The sequence below is a fragment of the Martelella radicis genome (assembly GCF_014196625.1).
Lineage (GTDB): Bacteria > Pseudomonadota > Alphaproteobacteria > Rhizobiales > Rhizobiaceae > Martelella > Martelella radicis.
This window is the reverse complement of record NZ_JACIDZ010000005.1, coordinates 187,573-212,450: the sequence shown is the minus strand read 5'-3', so window position 1 is coordinate 212,450 and position 24,878 is coordinate 187,573. Positions and strand designations below refer to the sequence as shown.

General features: G+C 63.1%; 21 protein-coding genes and 2 pseudogenes. 12 read left to right on the top strand and 11 right to left on the bottom strand.

The window, feature by feature from the left end; all coding sequences use genetic code 11:
• Nucleotides 1-30 precede the first annotated feature (30 nt).
• From GGR30_RS09715 to GGR30_RS09700, 4 genes are read left to right on the top strand one after another with little or no spacing between them, the layout of a single operon-like run.
• The gene (locus GGR30_RS09715; protein ID WP_183485526.1) at nt 31-1,269 is read left to right on the top strand and encodes an ABC transporter substrate-binding protein; all 1,239 of its coding nucleotides are present in this window, start codon (nt 31-33) and stop codon (nt 1,267-1,269) included.
• 10 nt (nt 1,270-1,279) lie between these two features.
• The gene (locus GGR30_RS09710; RefSeq protein ID WP_183485523.1) at nt 1,280-2,203 is read left to right on the top strand and encodes a carbohydrate ABC transporter permease; all 924 of its coding nucleotides are present in this window, start codon (nt 1,280-1,282) and stop codon (nt 2,201-2,203) included.
• Between the two features lie 5 nt (nt 2,204-2,208).
• Nucleotides 2,209-3,051 carry a carbohydrate ABC transporter permease gene (locus GGR30_RS09705; protein WP_183485708.1) on the top strand — a complete coding sequence of 281 codons (843 nt, stop codon included), beginning with the start codon at nt 2,209-2,211 and terminating at the stop codon, nt 3,049-3,051.
• A 26-nt stretch (nt 3,052-3,077) separates the two neighbouring features.
• Nucleotides 3,078-4,124 (top strand): ABC transporter ATP-binding protein, encoded by a 1,047-nt coding sequence (locus GGR30_RS09700; RefSeq protein ID WP_183485520.1) that lies wholly within the window; start codon nt 3,078-3,080, stop codon nt 4,122-4,124.
• Nucleotides 4,125-4,330: 206 nt separating this feature from the next.
• Here GGR30_RS09700 and GGR30_RS09695 read toward each other — a convergent pair whose 3' ends face one another.
• Together GGR30_RS09695 and GGR30_RS09690 are read right to left on the bottom strand one after the other, a co-directional pair.
• Entirely contained in the window at nt 4,331-4,546 is a 216-nt protein-coding gene (locus GGR30_RS09695) for a hypothetical protein (protein ID WP_210287997.1), read from the bottom strand.
• Between the two features lie 83 nt (nt 4,547-4,629).
• A pseudogene (locus GGR30_RS09690) lies at nt 4,630-4,926 on the bottom strand (integrase core domain-containing protein); the annotation flags it as partial.
• Here GGR30_RS09690 and GGR30_RS23225 point away from each other — a divergent pair.
• Nucleotides 4,914-5,048 (top strand): annotated as a pseudogene (locus GGR30_RS23225) (ATP-binding protein); the annotation flags it as partial. The pseudogenes GGR30_RS09690 and GGR30_RS23225 sit on opposite strands and share 13 nt — an antisense overlap.
• A 367-nt stretch (nt 5,049-5,415) precedes the next feature.
• On the opposite strand, the gene GGR30_RS09685 reads toward GGR30_RS23225, so the two are convergent.
• The 6 genes from GGR30_RS09685 to GGR30_RS09660 all read right to left on the bottom strand — a co-directional run bounded on the left by GGR30_RS09685 (nt 5,416) and on the right by GGR30_RS09660 (nt 11,333).
• On the bottom strand, nt 5,416-6,198 hold the full coding sequence (locus GGR30_RS09685) for an ATP-binding cassette domain-containing protein (protein ID WP_183485514.1): 783 nt from the start codon (nt 6,196-6,198) through the stop codon (nt 5,416-5,418).
• The gene (locus tag GGR30_RS09680) at nt 6,195-6,998 is read right to left on the bottom strand and encodes an ATP-binding cassette domain-containing protein (RefSeq protein ID WP_183485511.1); all 804 of its coding nucleotides are present in this window, start codon (nt 6,996-6,998) and stop codon (nt 6,195-6,197) included. Before GGR30_RS09680 ends, GGR30_RS09685 begins: the two co-directional genes overlap by 4 nt.
• Nucleotides 6,995-7,813 carry an ABC transporter permease gene (locus GGR30_RS09675; RefSeq protein WP_183485508.1) on the bottom strand — a complete coding sequence of 273 codons (819 nt, stop codon included), beginning with the start codon at nt 7,811-7,813 and terminating at the stop codon, nt 6,995-6,997. The genes GGR30_RS09680 and GGR30_RS09675 overlap by 4 nt, the downstream gene beginning before the upstream one ends.
• The gene (locus tag GGR30_RS09670) at nt 7,810-8,790 is read right to left on the bottom strand and encodes an ABC transporter permease (protein ID WP_425488346.1); all 981 of its coding nucleotides are present in this window, start codon (nt 8,788-8,790) and stop codon (nt 7,810-7,812) included. Before GGR30_RS09670 ends, GGR30_RS09675 begins: the two co-directional genes overlap by 4 nt.
• A gap of 2 nt (nt 8,791-8,792) precedes the next feature.
• Entirely contained in the window at nt 8,793-10,292 is a 1,500-nt protein-coding gene (locus tag GGR30_RS09665) for an ABC transporter substrate-binding protein (protein ID WP_183485505.1), read from the bottom strand.
• A gap of 120 nt (nt 10,293-10,412) precedes the next feature.
• Nucleotides 10,413-11,333 (bottom strand): LysR family transcriptional regulator, encoded by a 921-nt coding sequence (locus GGR30_RS09660; protein ID WP_183485502.1) that lies wholly within the window; start codon nt 11,331-11,333, stop codon nt 10,413-10,415.
• A gap of 167 nt (nt 11,334-11,500) precedes the next feature.
• Between GGR30_RS09660 and GGR30_RS09655 the strand changes: the two genes are divergently transcribed.
• The 3 genes from GGR30_RS09655 to nagA are packed head-to-tail and all read left to right on the top strand — an operon-like array spanning nt 11,501 to nt 14,463.
• Nucleotides 11,501-12,250, top strand: a complete 750-nt coding sequence (locus tag GGR30_RS09655; protein WP_183485499.1) for a UTRA domain-containing protein — start codon at nt 11,501-11,503, stop codon at nt 12,248-12,250.
• A 25-nt stretch (nt 12,251-12,275) separates the two neighbouring features.
• The gene (locus GGR30_RS09650; protein WP_183485496.1) at nt 12,276-13,307 is read left to right on the top strand and encodes an SIS domain-containing protein; all 1,032 of its coding nucleotides are present in this window, start codon (nt 12,276-12,278) and stop codon (nt 13,305-13,307) included.
• A gap of 1 nt (nt 13,308) precedes the next feature.
• Nucleotides 13,309-14,463: an N-acetylglucosamine-6-phosphate deacetylase gene (gene nagA, locus GGR30_RS09645; protein ID WP_183485493.1), complete on the top strand. Its 1,155-nt coding sequence runs from the start codon at nt 13,309-13,311 to the stop codon at nt 14,461-14,463.
• A gap of 6 nt (nt 14,464-14,469) precedes the next feature.
• Here the strand turns inward: nagA and GGR30_RS09640 are convergent, their stop codons facing one another.
• Nucleotides 14,470-15,600, bottom strand: a complete 1,131-nt coding sequence (locus tag GGR30_RS09640; RefSeq protein ID WP_183485490.1) for an Mrp/NBP35 family ATP-binding protein — start codon at nt 15,598-15,600, stop codon at nt 14,470-14,472.
• 642 nt (nt 15,601-16,242) lie between these two features.
• Here GGR30_RS09640 and GGR30_RS09635 point away from each other — a divergent pair.
• Nucleotides 16,243-17,124 carry an SMP-30/gluconolactonase/LRE family protein gene (locus GGR30_RS09635; protein WP_183485487.1) on the top strand — a complete coding sequence of 294 codons (882 nt, stop codon included), beginning with the start codon at nt 16,243-16,245 and terminating at the stop codon, nt 17,122-17,124.
• Between the two features lie 3 nt (nt 17,125-17,127).
• Here GGR30_RS09635 and GGR30_RS09630 read toward each other — a convergent pair whose 3' ends face one another.
• Nucleotides 17,128-19,170 carry an NADH:flavin oxidoreductase gene (locus GGR30_RS09630; RefSeq protein WP_183485484.1) on the bottom strand — a complete coding sequence of 681 codons (2,043 nt, stop codon included), beginning with the start codon at nt 19,168-19,170 and terminating at the stop codon, nt 17,128-17,130.
• Between the two features lie 152 nt (nt 19,171-19,322).
• Between GGR30_RS09630 and mutL the strand changes: the two genes are divergently transcribed.
• The 3 genes from mutL to GGR30_RS09615 are packed head-to-tail and all read left to right on the top strand — an operon-like array spanning nt 19,323 to nt 21,988.
• Nucleotides 19,323-21,197, top strand: a complete 1,875-nt coding sequence (mutL, locus tag GGR30_RS09625) for a DNA mismatch repair endonuclease MutL (protein ID WP_183485481.1) — start codon at nt 19,323-19,325, stop codon at nt 21,195-21,197.
• 35 nt (nt 21,198-21,232) lie between these two features.
• Nucleotides 21,233-21,463 carry a DUF2093 domain-containing protein gene (locus tag GGR30_RS09620; protein ID WP_183485702.1) on the top strand — a complete coding sequence of 77 codons (231 nt, stop codon included), beginning with the start codon at nt 21,233-21,235 and terminating at the stop codon, nt 21,461-21,463.
• Between the two features lie 12 nt (nt 21,464-21,475).
• A complete protein-coding gene (locus GGR30_RS09615; protein WP_210287996.1) occupies nt 21,476-21,988 on the top strand; it encodes an AAA family ATPase in 513 nt (170 codons plus the stop codon).
• 1 nt (nt 21,989) lies between these two features.
• Here GGR30_RS09615 and GGR30_RS09610 read toward each other — a convergent pair whose 3' ends face one another.
• Complete coding sequence (locus GGR30_RS09610; protein WP_183485478.1) at nt 21,990-24,869, bottom strand: tetratricopeptide repeat protein; 2,880 nt, start codon at nt 24,867-24,869, stop codon at nt 21,990-21,992.
• Nucleotides 24,870-24,878 lie beyond the last annotated feature (9 nt).

The following is a 24,878-nucleotide window of genomic DNA, read 5'->3' as shown; positions in this document are numbered from 1 at the left end:
ATGCAATCAAGGGAGGAGAACCCGATGAGAATGAAATCACTTCTTTTTACGACGGCCGCCGCAAGTCTGCTTGCTGCCGGATCGCTGTCGGCGGAGGAGCTGCGGTTCACGTTGTGGACCGGCAATGACGCGCATCTTGCAATGTTCAATGCGATCGCGGAAGGCTTTACCGAAACCCATCCGGACGTGAAGGTCGTGTACGAGACCATCCCGGCGGCCGACTATACCCAGAAGCTGACATTCCAGCTTGCCGGCGGCAATCCGCCCGATCTTGGCTGGATGTTCGAAGACGTGACGCCCGGTTTTGCCGAGGCGGGCGTGATCGAGGATTTGCGCCCTGCGCTGGAAGCCACCGATGGTTACGATCTGGCAGACTTTTCCGAGCCGGCCATGGGGCTTTGGACCGACGGCGAGGTCATCAACGGCCTGCCGTTCTCGACCTCGCCCTTCATGATCTACTACAACAAGGACATGTTCGAGGCCGCCGGTCTCGAAACGCCGGCCGAGCTTGCCGAAAAGGGCGCGTGGGACATGGAGAAATTCCAGGAAGTCGCAGCGGCGCTGACGGCTGCCAATGACGGCAAATGGGGTTTCGAGTTCAAGGACGGCCAAGGTTACGATTCGCGGATCATGCATGCGCTGATGCCGCCGATCCGCGCCTATGGCGGCTTTGCCTGGCAGGATGGCGAATGCGGCTTCAACAAGCCTGAAGCCGTCGCCGCAGTCACCCAGCTCCACGACATGGTTTTCGACGACAAGTCGATCGTTCCGCCCGGCGAGGTCGGGGACTTCTTCTCCGGTAATTCTGCGATGACGATCAACCAGATTTCACGCGCATCGCGTCTTGCCGATGCCGGTTTCGAATGGGGCATCGCCCCGCTTCCGACGGGTCCGGCGGGTGCATCGCCGGTCATCGGTCAGGCGGGCATTGTGGTGTTCTCCCAGGGTGAGCAGAAGGATCTGGCCAAGGAATTCATCGCCTATATGACAAACCCGGAAAACTCCGAGACCATGTCGCAGTTCTTCCCGCCGGCGCGCAAGTCGGTGCTGGAAAGCGACACCTTCATCGAGGCCAACAAGCTGATCTCGCCGGAGCAGATGGCCTATGTCAGCGAGGCGATCGAAGAAGGTCGCGTGCTTCCGAGCCATGCGAATTATGCGCAGATCTATGCCGCCATGAAGCCCCGCATGGATGCCTTGTGGCGGGCCGATGCCGATGTGCCGGCAGCGCTTGAGGCTGTCTGCGCGTCGATCGAAAACCAGCTTTGAGTAAGACGGAATGACGAGCCCCAATGAAAACGGGACCACGGCGCAACGCGTGCCGTGGCTGACCCTTCGCCGCAGGGAGATGTTCGAGGGATGGCTGTTCGTCAGTCCCACGGTCGTCGGTTTCCTGATCTTCTTCCTTGGCCCGCTGATCGCGGTGGTCATCTATTCGCTGTCGGAGTGGAACCTGCTCAGTCAGAAGATGACCTATGTCGGCCTGGCGAATTATGCCGATGCGCTGACGGTCAACCCCGATTTCTGGCACGTCATTCGCAATTCGGTGATTTTCGCGGCAGGACTGGTGCCGCTCAACATGGCGCTGGCGCTGGCACTGGCGCTGGCGCTGTGCCGGCCGGGCAGGGGCGTGGTGTTCTTCCGCACGGCGTTTTTCGCGCCGGTCGTCACCTCCGCCGTTGCCTGGGCGATCGTCTGGAAATTCCTGCTTCAGGGTGAAGCCGGCGCCGTCAACCAGACGTTGGCGCTGATCGGGATCGACGGCCCGAACTGGCTCAGGGAGCCGAACTGGGCGATGGCCGCCGTGATCGTCACGCGTGTGCTGAAAATGGTCGGTCTCAACATGATCCTCTACATCGCAGCGCTCCAGGCCATTCCGCGAGACTATGAGGAAGCAGCCCGCCTTGAGGGCGCCGGTCGCTGGCAGATCTTCACCATGGTCACCTGGCCGCTTCTGGCGCCGAGCACGCTGATCATCATGGTCATCACCACGATCGGCTCGTTCAAGGTGTTCGACCACATCTATCTGATGACCGGCGGCGGACCGGAAAACGGCACGCTGGTGCTTGCCTTCTACATCTACCAGCAGGCCTTTGAGTTTTTCAATGTCGGCTACGCCTCGGCGCTCGCCATGATCATGTTCGTGATCGTTCTGGTGCTGACGCTGGTGCAGGTCATGCTCAGGCAGAAGGGATCGGCGTGATGGAACTGACAACCGGCCAGGCCCGCAAAATATCGAAAATCTGCTGGGTAGTCGCGCTCGGCGTGGTTTCCGTGCCGTTCATATTTCCCTTCCTCTGGATGCTGTCGTCTGCGTTCAAGAACGCCAACGAGATCTTCGGCCAGCCGAGCCTGATCCCGACGGTCTGGCGCTGGACCAACTTCGTCGAGGTCTTCGAGTACCAGCCCTTCGCGCGCCAGTATTTCAACTCGATCTATATCGCGCTTGCGGTCACGGGACTGACGCTCTTCATTTCCTCGCTGGCGGGTTACGCGCTGGCGCGCATGCGCTTTGCCGGTGCGGGCCTGTTGATGTTGTTCTTGATGTCGGCGCTGATGGTGCCGGAGGAAGTGACGATCGTTCCGAATTTCTTCCTGATGAAATGGCTGAACGTGATGGACACCCATATTCCCCTGATCGTGCTGCCGGTTTTCGGTCCGCACGGGGTGATGGCAACCTTCCTGATGCGGCAATATTTCGTCTCGCTTCCCAAGGAGCTTGAGGAAGCCGGCAAGATGGATGGCCTGTCGCGGTTCGGCATCTGGTGGAAGATCGCGATCCCGATGTCGAAGCCGGCTCTCGCGGCGGTCGCGATCATCACCTTCCTGTTTTCGTGGAACCTCTTCCTCGAGCCGCTGGTGTTCCTGTCCAGCCTGGAGAAATTCACGCTGCCGCTGGCGCTTTCCAATTTCACCGATCCCTATGGCGCGCCGCTCTGGCATCTCCAGCTTGCCGCCACCAGCCTCGCCGTGGTGCCGATCCTGATCGTCTACCTGATCGCGCAGCGGCAGATCATCGAAAGTTTCGCAATGTCCGGAGTGAAGGGCTGAGCCCCTCAGGGACCGAAAGGCATGACATGAGTAATCTCAAGCTCAACACCGTAACCAAGTCCTTCGGAAAGGCCGAGGTCATCCACGGTATCGACCTCGACATCCATGACGGCGAGTTCATCGTTTTCGTTGGGCCTTCCGGCTGCGGCAAGTCCACTCTCCTGCGCATGATTGCAGGCCTGGAAGATATCACCAGCGGCGACCTTTTCATTGGCGAGCGTCGGATGAACGAGGTGCAGGCGGCAAAGCGCGGCGTCGCCATGGTGTTCCAGTCCTACGCGCTCTACCCGCATCTGACGGTCCGCCAGAATATGGGCTTCGGCCTCAAGGTGCGCAAGGAAAAGCCGGACGCGATCGCCCGCAAGGTCGACGCTGCGGCAAAGACACTGCAGCTTGAAACGCTGCTTGAGCGTTATCCCCGCGAACTTTCCGGCGGGCAGCGGCAGCGCGTGGCGATCGGTCGCGCGATCGTCGGCGATCCCGACGTGTTCCTGTTCGATGAACCGCTTTCGAACCTCGATGCGGAACTCAGGGTCCATATGCGCGCCGAGATCGCCGCCCTTCATGGCCGGCTCGGCAACACGATGATCTATGTCACCCACGACCAGATCGAGGCGATGACGCTTGCCGACCGTATCGTGGTCCTGCGCGATGGGCTGATCGAGCAGGTGGGCACGCCGAAAGAGCTTTACGCGCACCCGGACAATGTGTTCGTCGCGCAGTTCATCGGCAGCCCGAAAATGAATGTCTGCGACGCAAGGGTCGTTGCGCCGGCGCTTGAAGCGGCAGGGGTGACTGTCGGCGATGCCGACAGGATCGGCATTCGGCCCGAGCATCTGCGAATGGTGGCGGAGAACGGCATGCTGACCGGACAGGTGATCCTCAGCGAATATACCGGCGGCAGTTCGCTCCTGCATGTGGCGGTGGAAGGCGCCGGGACATTTCTCGTGCTGGCTGAAGGCCAGGAAGCGCCGGAGCCGGGGGCGAGCATCGGACTTTCCTTCGATCCCAGGAACCTGCATCGCTTCGACAAGGACGGGCTGACGTTGCGTCAGCAAGCGCTGGTCGATTGACGGAGCGGCCCGCCCCATACGAATTCATTTGCGAGAGGTGGACAGAGAGGCCTGAAGAACTGAGGTCAACCCAATCCATCAAGTGCAGGGACCGAACATCTGGGAGCGAGGGTCTGGCCGGACCACAAACTTCGATGTGACATTTATCGTCGTCGTCGCGCGCTGCGGACCTTCCTTTGCAAGAGATACTGAAGAAGTAGAAGGCCTCACGGCCGGACAAAACAGTGTCTAAATCCTGCCCCCGCAACCAGTGTTAATTGTCGAACCCCTTCAGCCGCGCTGGAGGGGTTTTGCTGTTTCTCGCCCAACGACAAAATACCTGCCAGAACGCCGATCAGTTCGATCACCAGCTGGCCGTCCTCAGAGATCAGCCGCACGTCCTCTATCAGCGCGCGAATTGTCTGTGTCGCCTCTTCGCGCAAGACGTCATCGTTCAAGGCAGTGGAGAGGTGGCTCGGTTTGTCTAAACAGTTTCGGGCGTTTGATAAGTGGCTTTCCGCCTCGATTATGCTGCCAACTTCATTGGTTCCAGCGCGTTGAAGTAGGCCTGATCCGGCGTCTGCCGGTCAAGGGATGAATGCGAGCGTCGGGTGTTGCAGAAGGTCAGATAGCGACCGATGCCAACGCGGGCCTTAGACACAGTCTTGTAGGCGTGGAGATAGACCTCCTCGTATTTAATCGACCGCCAGAGCTGCTCGGCAAAGACGATATCCCGCCACGCCCCCTTGCCACCCATAGAGATGGCGATTTCGGCGTTCTTCAGCACCGCCGTGAAGTCGATAGAGGTGAACTGCGATCCCCGACCGGCTCACGCACCACCGCGAGATCATCGAAACCGGAAACGAATCCTGGCGCTTCAGAAACCGTTCTCAAAGCTATAGCCGAAGAAGCCAAACAACCCGCGCCCGAAGGCCTCTATGCTAAATTGGTGGCTCCGGGCCCGCGCGCGCTGAGCGCCGAGTGCAACCCAAGGGAGGGGCCTTCTGGACGCCTGAATTTGGTCCCATTACAACGCCGATTGACAGCGTAAATCCTCTGTCCCTCCTGCGCTCATTGCAGAAGGAAAATAGGTGGCTGGAATCTACTCCGCCCGCGACCTATTTATTCCGCCGCTTCCGTGGCCCCTTTTGCACCGCCGATCTCACTCTATCTATTTGTTTTGACGCATTTCGCAGTCAGATGTTGCCATCTGACTGCGAAATACTCGAGGAGAAAGCGTGAGGATACCAGGAAGATCGCCGCTGATGTGCGCCCTGAAAGGCCGGCCTCCGGACCAACAGGCCGGGCTTTTTCATGTTGGCCGCCTGAGCCGTGCAAGCGTCGGCTCGGCAGAGAGCAGGCGACGCGTATAGGGTTCTTGCGGCGTGTCCAGCACCTCACGCACGCTTCCTGATTCGACGATCTTGCCCTGTTGCATCACTGCCACCCGGTCGCAGATCTCCTCGACCACGCCGATATCGTGGGTGATCAGCAGGATCGAGAGGCCGTGGTCCGCCCGCATCGTGAGAAGCAGTTTCAGGATCTGGGCCTGCACCGTGACGTCGAGGGCGGACGTCGGCTCGTCGGCAACCAGCAGCTTCGGCCGTGTGATGAGCGCGCGTGCGATGGCAATGCGCTGGCGCTGGCCGCCGGAGAACTGGTGCGGATAGCGGTCGATATCGCCGGGCTTCAGCCCGACCTCTTCCAGAAGAGCGGTTATCCTCTCCCGCCGTTTTGCCCCACGCGGGGCGTTGTCCTCTAGGCCGAGCGGCTCGCCGATGATCCGGCCGACGGTGTGGCGCGGATCGAGCGAGCCGTAGGGGTCCTGAAACACCATCTGGAAATCGCGCCGCAACGGACGGACTTGCCGTTCGGAAAGCGCGGTGATCTGCCGGTCCTCGAAGAACACAGTGCCCGAACTCGGCCTGTCGAGCGCCATGACGAGACGCGTGAGTGTGGATTTGCCGGACCCGCTTTCGCCGACAATGCCGAGAATTTCGCCTGCCTGAAGGCTGATCGAGGCATTGTCGAGGGCAGCGGGACCGTCGCTGTCATAGTGGCGGGTGAGGTTTTCGGTGCGCAGAAGCGGGGTCATGAGCCGTCTCCAAGCCCGGCACGCACCCGTCGGGGCAGCGATGACAGCAGGCGCTTCGTATAGGAATGGGACGGCCGGCGGATAACGTCTTCAGCGCTGCCTGTTTCCATCACGCGCCCGTCATGCATCACGGCGACCCGGTCGGCCATGCGGGCAATGACGCCGAAATCGTGGGAGATCAGCAACAGGCCGATGCCGAGCTCGCGCACTAACTCATCGAGAATGTCGAGGATTTCCGCCTGGACGGTGACGTCAAGCGCCGTTGTCGGCTCGTCGGCGATCAAAAGCTCTGGCTTGAGCGCGAGGGCGATGGCGATGCCGACGCGCTGGCGCTCGCCGCCCGAAAGTTCGTGCGGATAGGCGTTTATTCTGGCGGACGCTCTGGCGATCTGCACCATCTCCAGCAGGCGCATCGCTTCCTGCCGCGCCACGCCGCGGGCAATCCTGCGATGGAGCCTCAAGGCTTCGGCGATCTGGCTGCCGACGGTCATGGCCGGATTGAGCGCGGTCATCGGCTCCTGGAAGATCATGCCGATCCGCGCGCCGCGGATCGCGCTCAATTGCCGTTCGGAAAGCCGAAGCAGGTTCTCGTCGGAAAGGCGGATTTCTCCGGTGGCCGAGGCGCCGCGCGGGAGAAGCCCGATCGTCGCCAGCGCCAGCATGGATTTCCCCGAGCCGCTTTCTCCGACAATGCCGAGCGTCTCGCCGCGCGCAAGCGAAAGGTCGATGCCGTGGAGCACCGCCTGTTCGCCGTCGCGGGTCTTGAACCGGACCTTCAGGTTTTCGACCTCGAGCATCATCGGCTGCTCCTTCGGCGCGGATCAGTCATCTCGCCGAGCCCGTCGCCCAGAAGATTGAGGCCGAGAACGGCTGCCGAGATGGCAAGGCCCGGGGCAAGCGCCATATGCGGCGCGGCGGTAAGGTAGGTCTGTGCCTCCGCCAGCATCCGCCCCCAGGATGGGGTTGGCGGCGAGACGCCGAGGCCAAGAAAGGAAAGCCCCGCTTCCGTCAGGATCGCAAGCCCCGTTTGGATGGCGAACTGCACGATGATCTGCGCCGCAATGTTCGGAAGCACATGTTCGAGCGTGATGCGCAGGCCGGATTTTCCAGCCATGCGGGCGGCGAGGATATAGTCGCGCGCGGCAATCTGCAGGGCGGCACCCCGCGTGACCCGGGCAAAGACCGGCACCATGAACAGCGCGATGGCGGTGACGGTCGTTGCCGGCCCGCCGCCGAGGACGGCGGCAAGCAGCAGGGCCGAGAGCACCGGCGGGAAGGCGAAGATCACGTCGTTTACCCGCATGACCACGGCCTCGAAACGGCCGCGCAGGGCCGCTGCCACCGTGCCGAGCGCAGTGCCGAAAACGCCGCCGATGAAAACGCCGGAAAAGGCGATGCTGAGCGAGGTCCAGGCGCCTGCCATGATCATCGAGGCCTCGTCGCGGCCGAAATGATCGGCGCCCAGAAGACCGCCCGGACCTGGCGGTTTCAGCCGGGCCGGGATGTTGATCGCGGTCGGGTCCACGGGCGTCCAGAAGCGGCTGAGGATTGCCGCCGCCACGAAGAGCGCGGTGATCGCTCCTCCGACCAGAAGGGAAAGGGGAAGACGTTTCATCGCCTCAGCCTCGGATCGATGACGGCATAGAGCGCGTCGACGGCGAAGTTCAGCCCCATGACGATCGCCGCGAAGAAGAGAGCGACATTCTGCACCACGATCAGGTCGCGCTGGGAGAGCGCCTGATAGGCAAGCGTGCCCATTCCCGGCAGGGCGAAGACGTTTTCAACCAGTACCGTGCCGGCAATCAGCACCGAGATCTGCAGGCCGAGCATGGTGACGACCGGGATCAGCGCGTTCGGGACCACATGGCGCCAGAGCGCGTAGGACGGCGTTGCCCCCTTGGCGCGGGCGGTGCGGACGAAATCCTCGCCGGTCAGTTCGAGCACGGCAGTGCGGGTGACGCGCGTCAGCACCGCGGCCTGCGGAATGGCGAGCGCGATTGCCGGCAGCACGAGCGCGTTGAGGGCAGCCAGAAATCCGGCCTCCCAGCCCGGAAATCCACCGGCCGGAAACCAGCCGAAGGTGAGCGCCACGCCGAGGATGAGCAGGAGCCCGATCCAGAAATTGGGCACGGCGATGCCGATCTGGGCGAAGAACGAGGCGACGAGATCGACAGGGCCGTTGGGATCTGCTGCGGCCAGCACGCCAAGCGGCACTGAGATTGCCAGCGAGAGGAAGATGGCAAGGCCCGCGAGAGGGAGCGTGACGGCGAGCCGTTCGGCGATCAGGGCGCCGACAGGTGTGGAATAGGTGTAGGAATTGCCGAGATCGCCCGTCAGCACGCCGAAAAGCCAGTCGAGATAGCGAAGGAGAAACGGCTGGTCGAGGCCGAGCTGGTGGCGAAGCGCTGCAAGCGTATCGGGAGCGGCCGACGTGCCCAGCATGATCTCCGCCGGATCGCCCGGCACGGCCGCCATCACCGCGAAGATGAGGAAGGAGACGGCGAGAAGGCTTGCGAGCAAGAAGGCGAAACGGCGCGCCAGCCGTGCCGGCGCGCCCTTCCTGCGTTTTGAAAGTCCTGCGGCTTGCGCCAAGTCTATTCGCTCCAGCGGGCGTCCGTCACATCATTGGAAGGCACCGGTTCGTTTTCCCACATGCCCTCAAGCCCGGTCTTGAAAATACCGATCTTGGGCCAGGCGTAAAGGAAGAGCGCCGGCACGTCTTCGGCCAGAATTTCCTGGGCCTTGCGATAGCCTTCGAGCCGGGCGTCCTCATCCGTCGCGTTGGCGATGTCGGTCATGGTCGCGTCGAAATCGGGGTTGTCATAATTGAAGTAATAGGGGTGGCGGGCATAGATGCCTATATCAAGCGGTTCGGCATGGCCGATAATGGTCATGTCGTAATTGGTGTCCTTGAATACGTCCTTGATCCATGTCGCCGGGAATTCCGAGGATTCGATCGTCATCGTCACGCCGCCCTGCGCAAAATAGGCCTGCATGATTTCCGCCGCGCGCTCGGCATAGGTGCGGTTCGGCACCTTCATGGTGAAGGAGAGCCCGTCGCCATAGCCGGCCTCGGCCAGAAGCGCCTTTGCTGCTTCCGGGTCGTAGGGCAGAACGCCGGTCAGGTCCTCATAACCGGCATCAGACGGGGAGAAATGGCTGCCGATCGGCGTGCCGAAGCCGGAATTGGTGGCATCGACGATTGCCTGCCGATCGAGCATCATCATCAACGCCCGGCGCACGCGGGCATCGTCGAAGGGCGGTTCGGCATTGTTCATGCCGGCGACGACCTCCATGCCGGTCGTGCCGAGCACGACATCGAAATCGCCCTTGGTTTCGAACTGGCTCACGAGTTCGGGCGCGGTGAATTCGGGAATGGCGTCGACGCCGCCGGAATTGAGCGCAGCAGCCTGGGCCTGCGGATCGGCGATGAAGCGGAAGGTGACGTTCTCGAGCGCCGGCTTGTCGCCCCAATAACCGGGATAGGCGGCAAGGCTCACCTCATTGCCCTTGCGCCATTCGGCAAAGGCAAAGGGGCCGGTTCCGACCGGATCGATAGCGTTGGTCTCGGCACTGGTCGGTTCCACCATCACGGCGGCAGGAAATCCGAGCCAGTAGAGGAGGTCGAAGGCGGGCCGGGAGAGATGCAGCACAAGCGTCCCGGCATCGGGCGCTTCCACGCTTTCAATCGCGCCATAGAGCGCCTTTTGCGGATTGACGGAATTTTCGGCGATGATGCGTTCGATGGTGAACTTGGCAGTTTCCGCATCGAATGCTTCGCCATTGTGGAAGGTGACCCCGTCCTGAAGAGCAAACGTGTAGGTCAGGCCGCCATCGGAGACCGTCCAGTCGCTCGCAAGCTGCGGCACGATCGCGCCGTCCTCGTTGATGGCCACCAGGCCCTCGAAGACGTTCTGCCACACGACCTGGCCAATAGCGACGGGAGCCGCAGCCGTCGGGTCGAGGCCGGTCGGTTCGGTGCTCATGGCGAGAACGAGGTCCGTCTTTGTCTCGGCGAAGGCCGGAGCGGAGGCAATGAGGCCGGTAAAGACGGAAGCTGCAAGAAGGGCTCGGGCGCCGAAACGTCTGTTCATGGTTGGAAATCCTCTCCCGTGGATCAAACTGGGAGGGTCTATATCGTGATCGCGGTCGATGTGTAAACGGTTAACATATAAATTTTAATCAGTGTAACGATAATCGTTTCACTGGTGCTCTCAGTCCCCCGGCTGAACGAGTTCGTCATGGGCGGACAGGAATGTCTTGAGAAAGTCGGCCAGGCGTTTCGCCGCGAAGGTCGGCGTCGGCCCGTCAGTACGGATCAGCCTGATGTCGGTGGCGATCTCGGCGCGCTTCTCGAAGGGGCGGACGGTCAGCGCCTTTTCGCGGAGCTCGCGGGTCACGGTCATCGCCGGCAGGATGAGGATGGCCGCGCCGCTGCGCGCCAGTTCCTTCTGCAGTTCAAGCGACGAGGTCTCGAAGGTTGCGGCCATCGGCTCGAACCCGGCGTCGCGCTGGCGGGCGTCGAAATCGCGGCGGATGCTGAAGGCGCGATCCGGCATGGCCACGGCATGGTCGCGGATGGCCTCGAGCGTCACCGTCTCGCAGGCGGCGAGCGGATGGTCGGGCGACATCACGGGCTGGTGCAGAACCGGCAGTTCAAACAGCGTCTCCGTTTCGCCATCCTTTGGCGAGAACATCGTTACCGCCAGGTCGGTTTCGCCGGCCGCAACGGCACGTATCGCGGCCTCGGCAGACGAGACCGTCACCGCGATCGAGATTGCCGGGTAGAGCGCATAGAATTCGGCGAGCGCCGGGGCAAGGATCGCGCTGATCACGGCGCCGTTGACATGCAGCGAGACATGGCCGGCCTTCAGGTCGCGCAGGTCGTCAATCACCTGTCGGGCGCTTTGAAGGTCGCGGATCACGCCGAGCGTGCGTTCGGCAAGCAGGCTGCCTGCCGCCGTCAGCACGATCCCGCGCGCGCCGCGCTCCACCAGCGGCGCGTCGAAATAGGCTTCGAGATTCTCCAGTTGGCGGCTAACGGCCATGGGCGAAACGCCGAGCGCCTCGGCGGCCTGGCGGATGGAGCGCGAACGCACCAGTTCGTTGAAATATATGATGGCCTGTAGCTGCATGCGTCCTTCCCGGTTTCAAGCCTCCCATATGAGCCTCACCCGCCGGTTGTCGCAAGTCTGCTTGTCTCTGTTGCCGGGCGATTTTGCCATGGCGTTGCCTCGACCATGCTTGCATTTTGGTATTTAATTGGTATTAGTTCTGTCAAGTCCGAGATTAGGAATATGGTGTGCAGACGCTGTTTGAAGATATCGACCTTGCCGGTGACGGTCCGCTCTACCGCCGCCTGAAGAGCGCTATCCAGGCGGCGATCGCCTGCGGCGCTCTCCAGGGCGGGACGGCCCTGCCGCCGGAGCGCGATCTTGCCGGGCGCATCGGCATCAGCCGGGTTACGGTGCGTCGCGCAATCGCCGAACTGACGAGCGAGGGCGTTCTGACGCGCCGCCAGGGGGCGGGTACTTTCGTTGCCTTTCCTACCGGACGTATCGAACAGAAGCTGAAGCGTCTGACATCCTTTACCGAGGACATGAAGGCGCGCGGCCTCAGGCCGCATTCCCGCTGGCTGGAGCGCGGTCTTTTTCCTGTCTCGGCCGAGGAGGCGGAGACGCTTGGCGTGACGCCGGGCGGGCATGTTGCCAGGCTGAGCCGTATCCGCTTCGCCAACGACCGGCCGATGGCGCTCGAACACACTTCGCTTCCCGGCGACATCATGGACGCGCCGGCAGAAGTCGGGTCCTCGCTCTATGCCGCGCTTGCCGAACGCGGCATCCGTCTGGTGCGGGCAAATGAGCACATCACGGCCTCCCTCCTGACGGATGAGCAGGCCGCGCTTCTCGGCGTTTTTTCCGGGGCGCCGGCGCTCGCCATAAGCCGAACGGGGTTTGATGCCGCCGGGCGGGCCATTGAGTTCACCCGATCCTTCTATCGAAGTGATATTTACGACCTAGTCGCCGAACTGACCTATTCCGATCAGGACTGAGGCGATGCAGCAAAAAGGCCATGCAATGACCGAACAGACCCATATGCGCCGTGAGATCGAGGAGATTCCGGCTGCCGCCGCCAGGCTTCTGGATACCAGCGGCGCAGCCTTCGAACGGGCCGGCAGGGCGCTGGCCGAAAAGGACCCCGGCGTCATCGTCACGGTCGCGCGCGGTTCTTCCGATCACGCCGCACTGTTCCTCAAATACGCGATCGAGCTGACGACCGGCGTGCCTGTGGCCTCTCTCGGCCCGTCGCTCGCCTCGATCTATGACGCGCCGTTGAAGATGGGGGCGGCGGCGGCGATCTCGATTTCGCAATCAGGAAAAAGCCCGGATATCGTCGCGCTCGCAAAGGCGGCGCGGCGCGGCGGCGCGTTGACCCTGTCACTCGTCAACACCATTGACTCGCCGCTTGCGGAGGCCGCCGATCAGCCGGTCGATATCGCCGCCGGACCGGAGAAGGCCGTCGCCGCTACCAAATCCTATGTCAATTCCATTGTCGCCGGCCTTGGCGTGCTCGCTGAATGGGCTGATGACGGCGCGCTCAGAAAAGCGCTTGCGAGGCTGCCCGATGACCTCGGGAGCGCGCTTGCCTGCGACTGGTCGCCGCTGATGGGGGCGCTGAAGGATGCGCAGTCCCTTTATGTGCTGGGCCGCGGGCCGAGTTTCGCGATTGCCAGCGAAGCGGCGCTCAAGTGCAAGGAAACATCCGAGCTTCATGCCGAGGCCTATTCGTCTGCGGAAGTCCTGCACGGGCCTGTCTCTCTGGTGGAGGCGCGCTTCCCGGTGATCGCATTTGCCGCGCGCGACAAAGCGGAAGCGGCAATCGCCAGAACCGCCTCCGGCATGGCGGCGAAGGGAGCGGATGTTTTTCTTTCCTCCGATCTGGGCGAGGGCGGGACCGTCAGGCTTCCATTCGTGGCGACCGGTCATCCGCTGACCGACGCGCTCGCGCTCATCGTGCCCTATTACAGTTTCATCGAACAGCTTTCGCGTGCTCGCGGGCTCAATCCCGATCAGCCGGTGGCGCTCAACAAGGTGACGGAGACCGAGTGAGATGAAAAAGGCGGTTTGCGGCGCGAGGCTTTTCGATGGTGAAAGCTTTCATGACGGCCTGGCGCTGGTCTTTGCCGGCTCGAAGTTTGTGGGCCTTGCGGCCGAACGCCGCGTGCCGGCCGATGTCGAGATCATTCGGGCCGATGGCCTGATCCTGGCACCCGGCTTTGTCGATCTACAGGTCAATGGCGGCGGCGGGGTGCTGTTCAACAACGAACCGAGCCTCTCCGGTATCGAGACCATCTGCCGCGCTCATCAGCAGTTCGGCACGACATCGCTCCTGCCGACGCTGATCACCGATACCCGCGAAACCGTCATAAAGGCGGTCGCCGCGGGCAAGGCGGCACATGCGGCGGGCGTGCCGGGCTTTCTCGGACTCCATCTGGAGGGGCCGCATCTCGCGCTTGCCAAGAAGGGCACCCACGATCCGGCGCTGATCCGGCCAATGGCGGCGGAAGATTGCGATTTTCTCGCCGAAAACGCCGGAAGCTTCGGCGTGGCTCTGACCACGATTGCGCCGGAAAGCGTCAGGCGCCAGCAGGTCTCGCGGCTTGCGCAAGCAGGCTTCACAGTCAGCCTCGGACACACCGCGACAAGCTGCGCCACGGCGGGCGAATATCGCATGGCGGGCGCTTCCATGGCGACCCATCTCTTCAACGCGATGAGCCCGCTCAACCACCGGGAACCGGGCCTCGTCGGCGCAGTGCTGTCCGATGGCGGCCTTTCCTGCGGGTTGATTGCCGACGGTTATCATGTGGATCCCGTTGCCATGGGCGTCGCGCTCCGGGCCAAGAGGGGCCCCGGGCGGATTTTCCTCGTCACCGACGCCATGTCGGTCACCGGGACGGACATGGAGAGCTTCACCCTGAATGGCCGCACGATCTACCGTGGCGAAGGCCGGCTGAAGCTTGAAGACGGCACGCTCGCGGGCGCCGACACTGACATGCTGACCTGCGTGAGGAACTGCCACAGGATGCTTGGCGTGCCGCTCGGGGAGGCACTCCGCATGGCCTCGCTTTACCCGGCCGATGCCGTGGGCGCGCACCACAAGGGACGGCTTGCCGAAGGGGCCGATGCCGATTTCGTCCTGCTTGGCGAAGACCTTTCGCTGAAGGCCACCTATGTCGGCGGCGCCCGCGTTTTTGCGGCCGCCTGAGAAGGCTCAGTCGAAAACGATCGATGGGCCCTTGCTGGTCTTTGTAGCAAGGCCGGCCTTCGTCGCGGCGGCAATCGCTCGGTAGGCTGTTGCGTGCACCCCGTCCGGCTCCCCGGCGACGACCGGCGTTCCGGCATCCGAGGTGGTGCGGATATCCATGGCCAGCGGCACCTCGCCGAGGAAGGGGACGCCGATCTTCTCGGCTTCGGCCTTCGCACCGCCATGGCCGAAGATATGGTGGGTCTCGCCGCAATTCGGGCAGACGAAGGCGCTCATGTTTTCCACGATGCCGAGAACCGGCACGGAGACCTTGTTGAACATGGCGATCGCCTTTCGCGCGTCGATCAGCGCAAGATCCTGAGGCGTGGAGACGACCACGCTTCCGGCAAGCGGCACTTGCTGAGCCATGGTGAGCTGCGCATCGCCCGTGCCGGGGGGCATGTCGACCACAAGCACGTCGAGTTCGCCCCAGGCGACCTCTCGCAGCATCTGCATCAGCGCCGACTGCACCATCGGCCCGCGCCAGATGACCGCCGTGCCCTCATCGACCAGAAACCCGATCGACATCACCTTGAGGCCGTATTTTTCCATCGGCATGATCGTGCGGCCCGGTCCCTGCATCGGCCGGCCCGAAAGTCCCATCAGCCGGGGGATTGAGGGACCGTAGATATCGGCGTCCAGAAGACCGACCCTCAAGCCTTCCGCCGCAAGGCCGAGGGCCAGATTGACCGAGGTGGTGGATTTCCCGACGCCGCCCTTGCCGGAGGCAACCGCGATGATGGAGCCGATGCCGGGGATTTCAGGCTTGGCCGGACGCTGCCCGCCCGCATTGCCTCTCGGCATCTCGGGCTTTTGCTCCGGCGCCGCCCGTTTCGGGGGCTCGGCGGCCTGCTTGTCGGCCGTCAGCGTCACCAGCGCCTGTCGCGCGCCGGGCAGGGCCTCAACCGCCTTCTGGGCGGCAAGGCGCACCGGCTCGAAGGCTTCGACCCTTTCGGCGGGCACGCTCAGCGAGAAGTAGATCTTGCCGTCGGCGATGAAGATATCGGAAACGAGGCCGCTGAAGGCCAGCGGCTTGCCGTCGGCAAGCGTCACGATTTCGAGGCTTCTGAGAACCTGTTCCTTGCTGATATCGGTCATGGCGCCCTTCCTGTTCTGACTGAATGTCTAGATAGTGAAGATTGCCGTAAAGACCAATGGCAAAGCGCGCGCAGGAGGTTCCCTACGGCGGCGGGAGCGCCGGAACGAGCGCGTAATGGCGCTTTCGGGAAAAGCGGAAAAAAATAGAAACGCCGGGGCGAAATACGGGACTTTGAAAGTCCGTCGCACCGGCGTTTCTATTGTTTTCAGATCGCGCTCTTGGGCGCGTGTTTGTTTTCATCCCCTCTGGAACTGGGGAGAAGATGAACGATTACATTAGCCAATGCAAGCGGCTTTTTTGCGGGAAGAACAGTGATTTAGACTTGAGTGACCGTCAGCGAAGCGGCTTCGCGGACATGCTGCAGTGCACAAATTATTGACTCCGCTTATTTTTTGGGCCCGGCGCGCGCGATCCGCCGCAGTTGCAAAAACACGACATTTTTTTTCCCAAAGCCTGCTTTTCGGCCTTTTCGGGGGAGATTGTGCCGCCGACCGGCGTGCTGGAGGCAAGATTGCTTGATTTATCGGCCTTCGTTGGCTTTCCTCATTTGCACGGTCGGGAAAGTCTGCGATTCTGGCGGGAGAGGCTCTCGCGATCGCACAGACAGCCATAACAGGACAAGAGGAGCGCCGGTAGCAATCATGACCGCAGAGACCGTATTCGAGGGCAGGATTCTGGTAAACGACCGGACGGAACTCGGCGAGGGGCCGGGCTATGATCCGAAGTCTGATCAGATCTGGTGGTTCGATATTCTCAACAAAAAGCTCCATCTGCTGAACGCCTCGACCAGAGACCGCCGCATCGTCTCGCTGCCGGAGATGGCGAGCGCGATGGCAGTGGTCGACGAACGGCGCCATGTGATTGCCATGGAGACCGGCCTCTATTTCCATGATGCCTCGACCGGCGCGCTCAGCCTTCATGCCGCAATCGAGCCGGACGATGCGTCGACCCGCTCCAATGATGCCCGCGTCCACCATTCCGGGGCCTTCTGGGTCGGGACGATGGGCAAGGAGGGCGAGGACGAGGCAGGCGCGATCTATCATGTGCTTGCCGGCAAGGTGACGAAGATCTTCGACAGGGTCTCGATCCCCAATGCGATCTGCTTTTCGCCCGACGGCGCCACCGGCTATTATGTCGACAGCCGCATCAACAAGCTGATGCGTGTACCTCTTGATCCCGAGACCGGACTGCCTGACGGCCCGGAGGAGGTCTTCATCGACACCTCGTCCAAGCCCGGTGCCATGGACGGCGCGATCTGCGATGGCGACGGCCACATCTGGAATGCCCGTTTCGGCGCCAGCGTGCTCGATCGCTACGACGCGTCCGGACGGCTGACCGCCCGGTTTCAGCTTCCCGCCCGGCAGCCGACCTGCCCGGCCTTCATCGGCCGTGACGGCGGCTGGATGATGGTGACGTCGGCCGCCCGTGACGTCACCATCGCCGAAGAGCCGAACGCCGGCTTCACCTTCGCGCTTGTCACGGGTGCCAAGCCGCGCTTCGACCCGGCCTACAAGGCGATCTGACGGCTACATCAGCGAACAGTAGCGCAGCGCGTCGTAGATGGCGGCGTGGATATTGCGGGCATGGACCGCATCGCCGATGCGGAAGAGGTCGAAACGACCATCGGCATGCGTCAGCGGCAGAGGCCACTTGCGCGCGATCAGCGCCTTGTAGTCGACCTCTCCGCCATTGCGCGAATGCGGCCTCAGGGTGAAATAGAGATCATCCATCGGCATGGTGCCGTATTCGATGACGACCTGTGCGGCCTCGATTTCCTCGGTAACGCCCGGCGCATAGTCTGAGGTGAGTACGGCCTTGAGCCCGTTGCCCTCGCGCCGGATCGCTGCAAGGCGCTTGTTGATGGCAATGTCGACGCCGTTTTCCGCAAAGCTTCTCGCATAGGGCACGTGGTTCATGCCGCCGACATCGGGCGCGAAGAAGCGCTCGGGCGTCACGATCTTCAGCTTTGCGCCGCTTTTCGCAATCACTTCGGCCGCCGTGAGGCCCGGATGACCGCCGTGATCGTCATAGAGCAGCACCTTTTCGGCGGGTTTCACCGTGCCCGCGAGAATATCCCAGCTCGAGACCGCGAGCGCCTCACCTTCCTCAAGCGGTGGGGATTGGGCAATGCCGCCGGTAGCGATTACCACCAGGTCGGGCTCCTCGGCCAGAACGTCCTCCTCCTCGGCAAAGACATTGTAGCGGATCGCGACGTGCATGCGCTCGAGCTCGGCAAGACGCCAGTCAATGATGCCGACGAGCTCCAGCCGGCGCGGATTGCGGGTCAACAGATTGACCTGCCCTCCGGCTTCATCGGCGGCCTCGAGAACGATGACGTCATGCCCGCGCTCGGCCAGAACCCTTGCAGCCTCGAGGCCTGCGGGCCCGGCGCCCACGACAACCGCCCGTCGCTTGCCTTCCGCCTTCGGAATATCGTGCGGCATGGTCGCCTCGCGGCCGGTCGCGGCGTTGTGGATGCAAAGCGCCTCGCCGCCCTCGTAGATCCGGTCGAGACAATAGGTGGCGCCGACGCAGGGGCGGATCCGGTCTTCGATGCCCGCCTTGATCTTGGCGACGATATGCGGGTCGGCAATATGGGCGCGCGTCATCCCGACCATGTCGAGACGGCCCTCGGCGACCGCATGGCGGGCGGTTGCCACATCGGCGATGCGGGCGGCATGAAACACGGGAAAACGAGTCTTTTCCCGCACCGCGCCGGCAAAGTCGAGATGCGGAGCGGATGCCATGCCCTGGATCGGGATTACCTCCGTCAGCGGTGCGTCGTGGTCGATATGGCCGCGAATGACGTTGAGAAAGTCGACGGTTCCGCTGTCGACGAGCGTCTGACAGATCGATAGCCCCTCCGCGCGTGAAAGACCGCCCGCCCGGTTCTCGTCGGCGACGAGACGCATGCCGACGATGAATTCCGGTCCGCAGCGGTTGCGGATCGCGTCGAGCACCTGGAAGGTGAAACGCAGACGGTTTTCAAGCGGGCCGTTATGGTCATCGTCGCGCTGATTGGTGGCCGGCGACCAGAAGCTGTCCAGGAGATGGCCATAGGCCTCGATCTCGATGCCGTCGAGGCCTGCCGCCATCATCCTTTCGGCAGCGGTGGCGTAGTCATCGGCGATCCGGTCAAAGTCAAAATCCTCCATCGCCTTGGGGAAAGTGCGGTGGGCCGGCTCCCGGACCGGCGAGGCGGAAAGGACCGGCAGCCAGTCGCCCATGTTCCAGCCGCTGGTGCGCCGGCCGAGATGCGTGAGCTGGATCATCACTGCGCAGTCGTGCGCGTGACAGTCCTCGGCAAGGCGCGCCATCAGCGGAACGATTTCGTCACGATAGGCATGAAGGTTCCCGAAGGCCGCAGGGGAATCGGGCGCGACAACGGCCGATCCCGCCGTCATGGTCAGCGCGATGCCGCCTTTCGCCTTTTCCCGATGGTATAGCCGGTAGCGCTCGGTCGGCAGACCGCCTTCGCCATAGGCAGGCTCATGGGCGCTCGACATAAGACGGTTCTTGAGACGCAGATGCTTGAGCTGAAAGGGCTGAAGCAAGGGATCATCATTCATGGCAGCCTCCGACGTTTCTTGCGGTCATGCTACACCGAAATTGCACGGATATGCCCGCGAACGCGCCGGAGGCTGTTCATTGCGCGCCAAAAGCGGGGATGGCACCTGTCGCCGGCGTTTCAAAACAGCGCGAATCTCTTTAAATAGGCCCCATGAGCATCAGACAGCTTTCGGAAACCGTCATCAACCAGATTGCCGCCGGCGAGGTCATCGAGCGGCCGGCGAGCGCTGCCAAGGAACTGGTGGAAAATGCGCTTGATGCTGGCGCTACGCGCATCGAGATCGCGACCGCCGGCGGCGGCAAGGCGCTTCTGCGCGTGACCGACAACGGTTCCGGGATGAACCCGCAAGACCTGTCGCTTGCCGTCAAGCGGCACTGCACCTCGAAGATCTCCGCCGACCTCACCGATATTCGCACGCTCGGCTTCCGCGGCGAGGCGCTGCCATCGATCGGCTCGGTGGCGCGGCTTACCGTTTCCAGCCGAACGAAGGGCGCCCCCGAGGGCTACCGGATCGAGCTTCACGGCGGCAGGTTGAGCGAGCCGCAGCCGGCGCCGGTCAATCCGGGCACCATCGTCGAGGTGCGCGATCTCTTCTTCGCCACGCCGGCCCGGCTGAAATTCCTGAAAAGCGAGCGGGCCGAATCCGGCGCTATTACCGAGGTCGTCAAGCGCATGGCGCTGGCTTTTCCGGCCGTGCGTTTCGTGCTGTCGGGCTCCGATCGCTCGACCCTGGAACTGCCGGCGACCGGCGATGACCGGCTCGCCCGCGTCGCCCAGGTCTTGGGCAAGGATTTCCGGCCGAACGCGATCGAGATCGACGCTGCGCGCGAAGATGTCGGGCTTACTGGCTTTGTCGGCGTGCCGACCTTCAATCGCGGCAATTCCGGTCATCTCTATGCCTTCGTCAACGGTCGTCCGGTGCAGGACAAGCTTCTGATGGGCGCGATCCGCGCGGCTTATGCGGAGACCGTGCCGAAGGGGCGCTATCCGATGGCGGTGTTGTGGTTCTCGCTCGATCCGGCGCTGGTCGACGTCAATGTTCACCCGGCAAAGGCCGATGTCCGCTTTCGCGATCCGGGGCTGGTCCGCGGGCTGATCGTCGGCGCGATCCGCGAGGCGCTGACGAAGAGCGGCGACCGGGCGTCTTCCACCGGAGCGGATGCGATGCTCAGGGCATTCAGGCCGGGCGCCGCGCCACACGCGCCGCAGCCGGGCAGGTTCGGCGGCGGCTTCGACCATCGCGATGTCCGTCCCTCGAATGTGAACTGGTCGGCCGAGCTTTCGCCCTATCGGCCGGAAGGTTTCGAGGAGCGCGCAAATCCGGCCCTTGGCGGCGGCGCGGCCCTGGCGGGCGAGAAGCCGGGCGGCGGCGCGATGCTTGCCGGCTTCGAAACGCCCTCGGCGCGGTCGGAAAACGTCGAACAGCCAGGCGAGGCGGCGGTGCTGCGTCACCCGCTCGGCGCTGCCCGCGCGCAGGTGCATGAGAACTACATTGTCGCCCAGTCGGAAACCGGCCTGGTGATCGTCGATCAGCATGCCGCCCATGAGCGTCTGGTTTATGAGGCCTTGCGCAAGGCGCTTGCCGATCGCAACCTGCCCTCGCAGGTGTTGCTGATTCCGGAAATCGTCGACATGCCGGAGGAGGATTGCGACCGGCTGATGCCCTTTGCCGAGGAGATGAGCCGTCTTGGTCTCGTCTATGAGCGTTTCGGACCCGGCGCGATCGCGGTGCGCGAGACCCCGGCCATGCTGGGCGAGGTCAATGCGCCGGCGCTGATCCGCCAGCTTGCCGACGAGGCGGGTGAGTGGGAGACGGCGGACGGCTTGCGCGCGAGGCTCGAGAGCGTTGCCGCCACCATGGCCTGTCACGGTTCCGTGCGTTCCGGTCGGCGCTTGCGCGTCGAGGAAATGAATGCTCTTCTCAGGCAAATGGAAGAAACGCCGGGCTCCGGGCAATGCAATCACGGCCGCCCGACCTATATCGAGTTGAAGCTTTCCGACATCGAGCGCCTTTTCGGGCGCTGAACGATGCGGGAGCGATCTGTTTAGGAGATGACGTGTTGAATATCCTGGAAGGCAATGGCAGGGGCGAGGCAAAGATCAGGTATCTCGATGCCGATTTCGAGGTCGTCGTGCCCGGCACGCACGTGATCTGCGCTGTTACCGGCCGGCGCATCCCGCTCGACGAACTGCGTTACTGGAGCGTCGCCCGCCAGGAGGCCTATGCCGACGCGCCAGCCGCATTCGAGGCGGAGAAAAAGGCCGGAGCCCTGCCGCTTGGCAAGTCCTGATGCGGGCCTGACGTGGCGAGGCTGATCGCCTTTGCCGGGTTGCCGGGCGTGGGTAAGACCACGATCGGCCGGCGCGTCGCGCAATGCCGGCCGGCGGTGTTCCTGCGTGTCGATGAGATCGAGGCCGTTCTGCGGATCGATGACCCACACCGTGATATCGGACCGCTCGGCTACGAGATCGCGGCGGCGGTTGCCGCCTCGAACCTGAAAATCGGCCAGGATGTCGTCATAGACTGCGTCAATCCATGGCCGCTGACGCGCGCGATGTTCGAAGAGGCTGCGAAAAGCGCCAGAGCCGGTTTTCTGGGCGTCGAAATCCTTTGTTCGGATGCTGCCAGCCATCGCGTCCGGATCGAAACCCGGGTCAGCGACATCGTCAAGGGGCATGTGCAACCCGGCTGGCAGGGCGTTCTCGACCGCGACTATGTGCCCTGGAGCGAGGCGGTCCTGCACATCGATACGGCGCGGATGTCCGCCGAGGCGGCCGCGGCACGCATCCTGGCAAGCCTTTCCGGCGTCTCTTGACTTACTGCGTGCCCGGCAGGCCAAGCTGGCCGCGTACCAGAGCCAGCCCTTCCATGCCCTTGCGGTTGCCCATTTCGGTAAGCGCCTCGAACACCTTCTGCGCATCGAAGTAGCGACCGAGATTGTAATAGGCGTAGCCGCGGATCACCATCAGGCCGGTTTCGTCAGGCGCAAGTTGGCTGCGCTGGTTCAGGATGAGAAGCGCGTCCTCGTAATGGCCGCCCTGATAAGCTGCGATCGCGCGTTTCGTCAGGATCTGGACCTGGAGGTTGAGCTGACGTTCCGAGTTCAACGGTTCTTCCGCAGCGGCAACGGCGGCCTTGCTGGTCAGGCCCATGCGCAGATAGGCGAGTGACTGGCCATAGGCGGCTTCTTCGCGGTTCTTAGCGGAACTTGAGCCAAGCGCGGTCTCGAAGGCGCGGGCGGCCTCCATCGGGCGCTCCATGTCCATCAGGCACCAGCCCTGCCTCAGAGCTGCGTCGGGCGACAGGCCGTCGGCTGAGCGTCCGCTCCAGCACGAGCCGCCGGATGAGGAGGACGTCGAAGTCGTCCTGCGCGTGGTGGTGGTCGCCGGGGATGTCGTGCGGGTCGTCGTCGCGGCGGGCGTCACGGTTGCCACCGGCGTGCCGGCGGGCAGTTGCGTGCCGGCCGGCAATGTCGAGATGGTGACATTGTCGCCGGTCTCGTTTGCCTGAGCGAGGTAATAAGTGATCTGGAACTGTCTCAGATAGTCGCGGTTGACATAGGCCTGTTCGTCGAAGCGATAGATCACGGTTTTATCCGAGGGCTGGCCCGTCGTGTAGAAGGCGGCCTGAACCTGGGCGGCGGAAACATTGTAGCGCCTCTGTTCCGGTTCGAGCGCCGAATTGAGGACGGTGACGGTCTGCACGCCGGTGATCGGATCGGTCTGGATCATCGAGCGCGGAATGGTCAGGCGCTCGATCGCACGCATGCGCGAGGCAACGGTCGAATCTCCGGCAATCGGAGGCGTGCCGGCGGCGGCGTTGCCGTAATAATATTCGTAGTATTCCGGCACATAATTGACCGGCGCGGTTTCGGCGGCGGCGCCTGTGAGCGGCTGCGTGCCCGGGGCATAGAGCGGGGCCGTCAGCGATACGCCGGTGCCGCCAGCCTGACTGGCGGCGGGAGCGGCGGCGGCGCCCAGCGGGGTCTGCTGGCCGGTTGACAGGTCGATTTCGGCGACCGGAACGGCAACCGTGCGCGTCGTGCCGTCGGTCTGCTCAAGCGCGGTCAGCTCGAATACGGTCGCCATCACGTTCTCGATCGTGGTGACAGGCGCGTTCGGGTCGTTGAGCCAGGCAATGCGCTCGGAATAGGGAGCCCAGATCCGCTGCATCAGATAAACGCCGGGCCTGTAATTCAGCGTGTTGAGCATCAGTGTCACGCCATAGGCCGCCGGTTCGTAATCGGGCTGCCATGACAGGGCCGCCTCGAACCATTGCAGGGCGGCCAGGGGATCACCGTAGTCGTTCGAATACCAGCCGAACTGCTGGGCGGCGGTCATGCTCTTGGCCTCGGTGACGACATCGGCCATGCGCGTGAGCACTTCCTGGCTGTAATCCTTGCGGGGGATGCGGCCAAGCATGTTGGTGACGGCATTGAGATAGGTATCGAGGGCCTCGGCGGAGTCATTGCGCCAGGGATACATGACCGATTCCGCTTCCTCGGCATTGTCCTGCTCGATCAGGATCAGGGCGAGACCCTGCGAAATCTCGGCGGAATCGCCTTCCGAGCGCGCTTTGCGGAACCATTCCTCCGCCGCGGACTCGCTGCCGCGCACGAGGAAGTACCAGGCCAGCAGCTCGCTGTCCTTGGCGTCCTGGCTGTCATTGGCGAGCTTCTCCATATGGGCGAGGTCATCGGGCGAGACGACGATCGTCTTGTCTTCGCCTGCCTGGGCGAACCGATCGCGCAGGAGAGCATCGCGGATTTCCTGGAATTCGCCCTTGCCATCGTCGTCCTGGCGCTCGAAGCCCAGAAGGGTCTTCATGTCGTCATAGGGCATGAAGGCCATGGCCTTCTGCATGGTGGCCAGGCGTTCCTGCGGGTTGTCGCAGTTCTTCAGGATGTAGGTGTAGGCATCCATGGCGCGCGAGAGCTTGTCGGTCTGGGCAAAGGCTTCGCCGACCTGCCAAAGGACGTTGATTTCCGCGCATGTCAGGAGGCTCGGGGCCTGGGAGGCATAGTCGATGACGTCTTCCCAGTTGCTGTCCTCGGCCGCGCTGAGAAGCTTGGTCCGGGTCTCGGCGATATGCAGGCGGTTGACCAGGTCGGCGGGCGGCGTCCAATCCGGCTCTTCGGTCCTACGATCCTGGATCAACTGGTGAACCTCGGCATAATCGCCCTTGGCGTAGGCCGCCCACATGGCGTTGAGCTGCTCGTCCTCGCCGTCCTCGACCGCCAGCGGATTGGCCGGCGGCGTCCAGTTGGGGTAAAGCGAGCGCAGCCGGGAAATTTCCGCCTGCAGACGCTGAAGGTCTCCCTGCTGGGCGAAATAGCGCAGCGCGCTTTCATCCACCGCCGGCGTTGCCGGCTCCTGGGGCGGTGCGGTTTCGGTCTGGCCGCGGCTGATCTCGGTGACCGCATCACCCTGCGGCGCCTGCGCGCTGGTCGAAAGGTTTCTTAAGTTCTCGCTCGGTTCCTGGGCCTGCGCCTCGCTGACGGGGGCAAAGCGCGGCTCGGGGGCAGGGGCGGTCGCGGGCGTGTCGTTTTCGAGGATCTGCTCATAGGCCTGCTCGAACGCGTCCGAGGACTGGGCCTGCGCTTCGGTCAGGGGCAGCTTTCGGCCCGGGCCGCTCATGCCGATTGCACCGATCAGGGCGATCGCGCCGGCGGTCAGTGCAATATAAGTCAGTTTCATAACATCCTT

Coding starts and splice junctions, on each gene's coding strand:
- mutL (WP_183485481.1), top strand. CDS start 19,323: ATGAGCATCAGACAGCTTTCGGAAACCGTCATCAACCAGATTGCCGCC.
- GGR30_RS09685 (WP_183485514.1), bottom strand. CDS start 6,198: ATGACCCCGCTTCTGCGCACCGAAAACCTCACCCGCCACTATGACAGC.
- GGR30_RS09610 (WP_183485478.1), bottom strand. CDS start 24,869: ATGAAACTGACTTATATTGCACTGACCGCCGGCGCGATCGCCCTGATC.
- GGR30_RS09630 (WP_183485484.1), bottom strand. CDS start 19,170: ATGAATGATGATCCCTTGCTTCAGCCCTTTCAGCTCAAGCATCTGCGT.
- nagA (WP_183485493.1), top strand. CDS start 13,309: ATGAAAAAGGCGGTTTGCGGCGCGAGGCTTTTCGATGGTGAAAGCTTT.
- GGR30_RS09635 (WP_183485487.1), top strand. CDS start 16,243: ATGACCGCAGAGACCGTATTCGAGGGCAGGATTCTGGTAAACGACCGG.
- GGR30_RS09640 (WP_183485490.1), bottom strand. CDS start 15,600: ATGACCGATATCAGCAAGGAACAGGTTCTCAGAAGCCTCGAAATCGTG.
- GGR30_RS09710 (WP_183485523.1), top strand. CDS start 1,280: ATGACGAGCCCCAATGAAAACGGGACCACGGCGCAACGCGTGCCGTGG.
- GGR30_RS09660 (WP_183485502.1), bottom strand. CDS start 11,333: ATGCAGCTACAGGCCATCATATATTTCAACGAACTGGTGCGTTCGCGC.
- GGR30_RS09675 (WP_183485508.1), bottom strand. CDS start 7,813: ATGAAACGTCTTCCCCTTTCCCTTCTGGTCGGAGGAGCGATCACCGCG.
- GGR30_RS09700 (WP_183485520.1), top strand. CDS start 3,078: ATGAGTAATCTCAAGCTCAACACCGTAACCAAGTCCTTCGGAAAGGCC.
- GGR30_RS09665 (WP_183485505.1), bottom strand. CDS start 10,292: ATGAACAGACGTTTCGGCGCCCGAGCCCTTCTTGCAGCTTCCGTCTTT.
- GGR30_RS09715 (WP_183485526.1), top strand. CDS start 31: ATGAAATCACTTCTTTTTACGACGGCCGCCGCAAGTCTGCTTGCTGCC.
- GGR30_RS09680 (WP_183485511.1), bottom strand. CDS start 6,998: ATGATGCTCGAGGTCGAAAACCTGAAGGTCCGGTTCAAGACCCGCGAC.
- GGR30_RS09650 (WP_183485496.1), top strand. CDS start 12,276: ATGACCGAACAGACCCATATGCGCCGTGAGATCGAGGAGATTCCGGCT.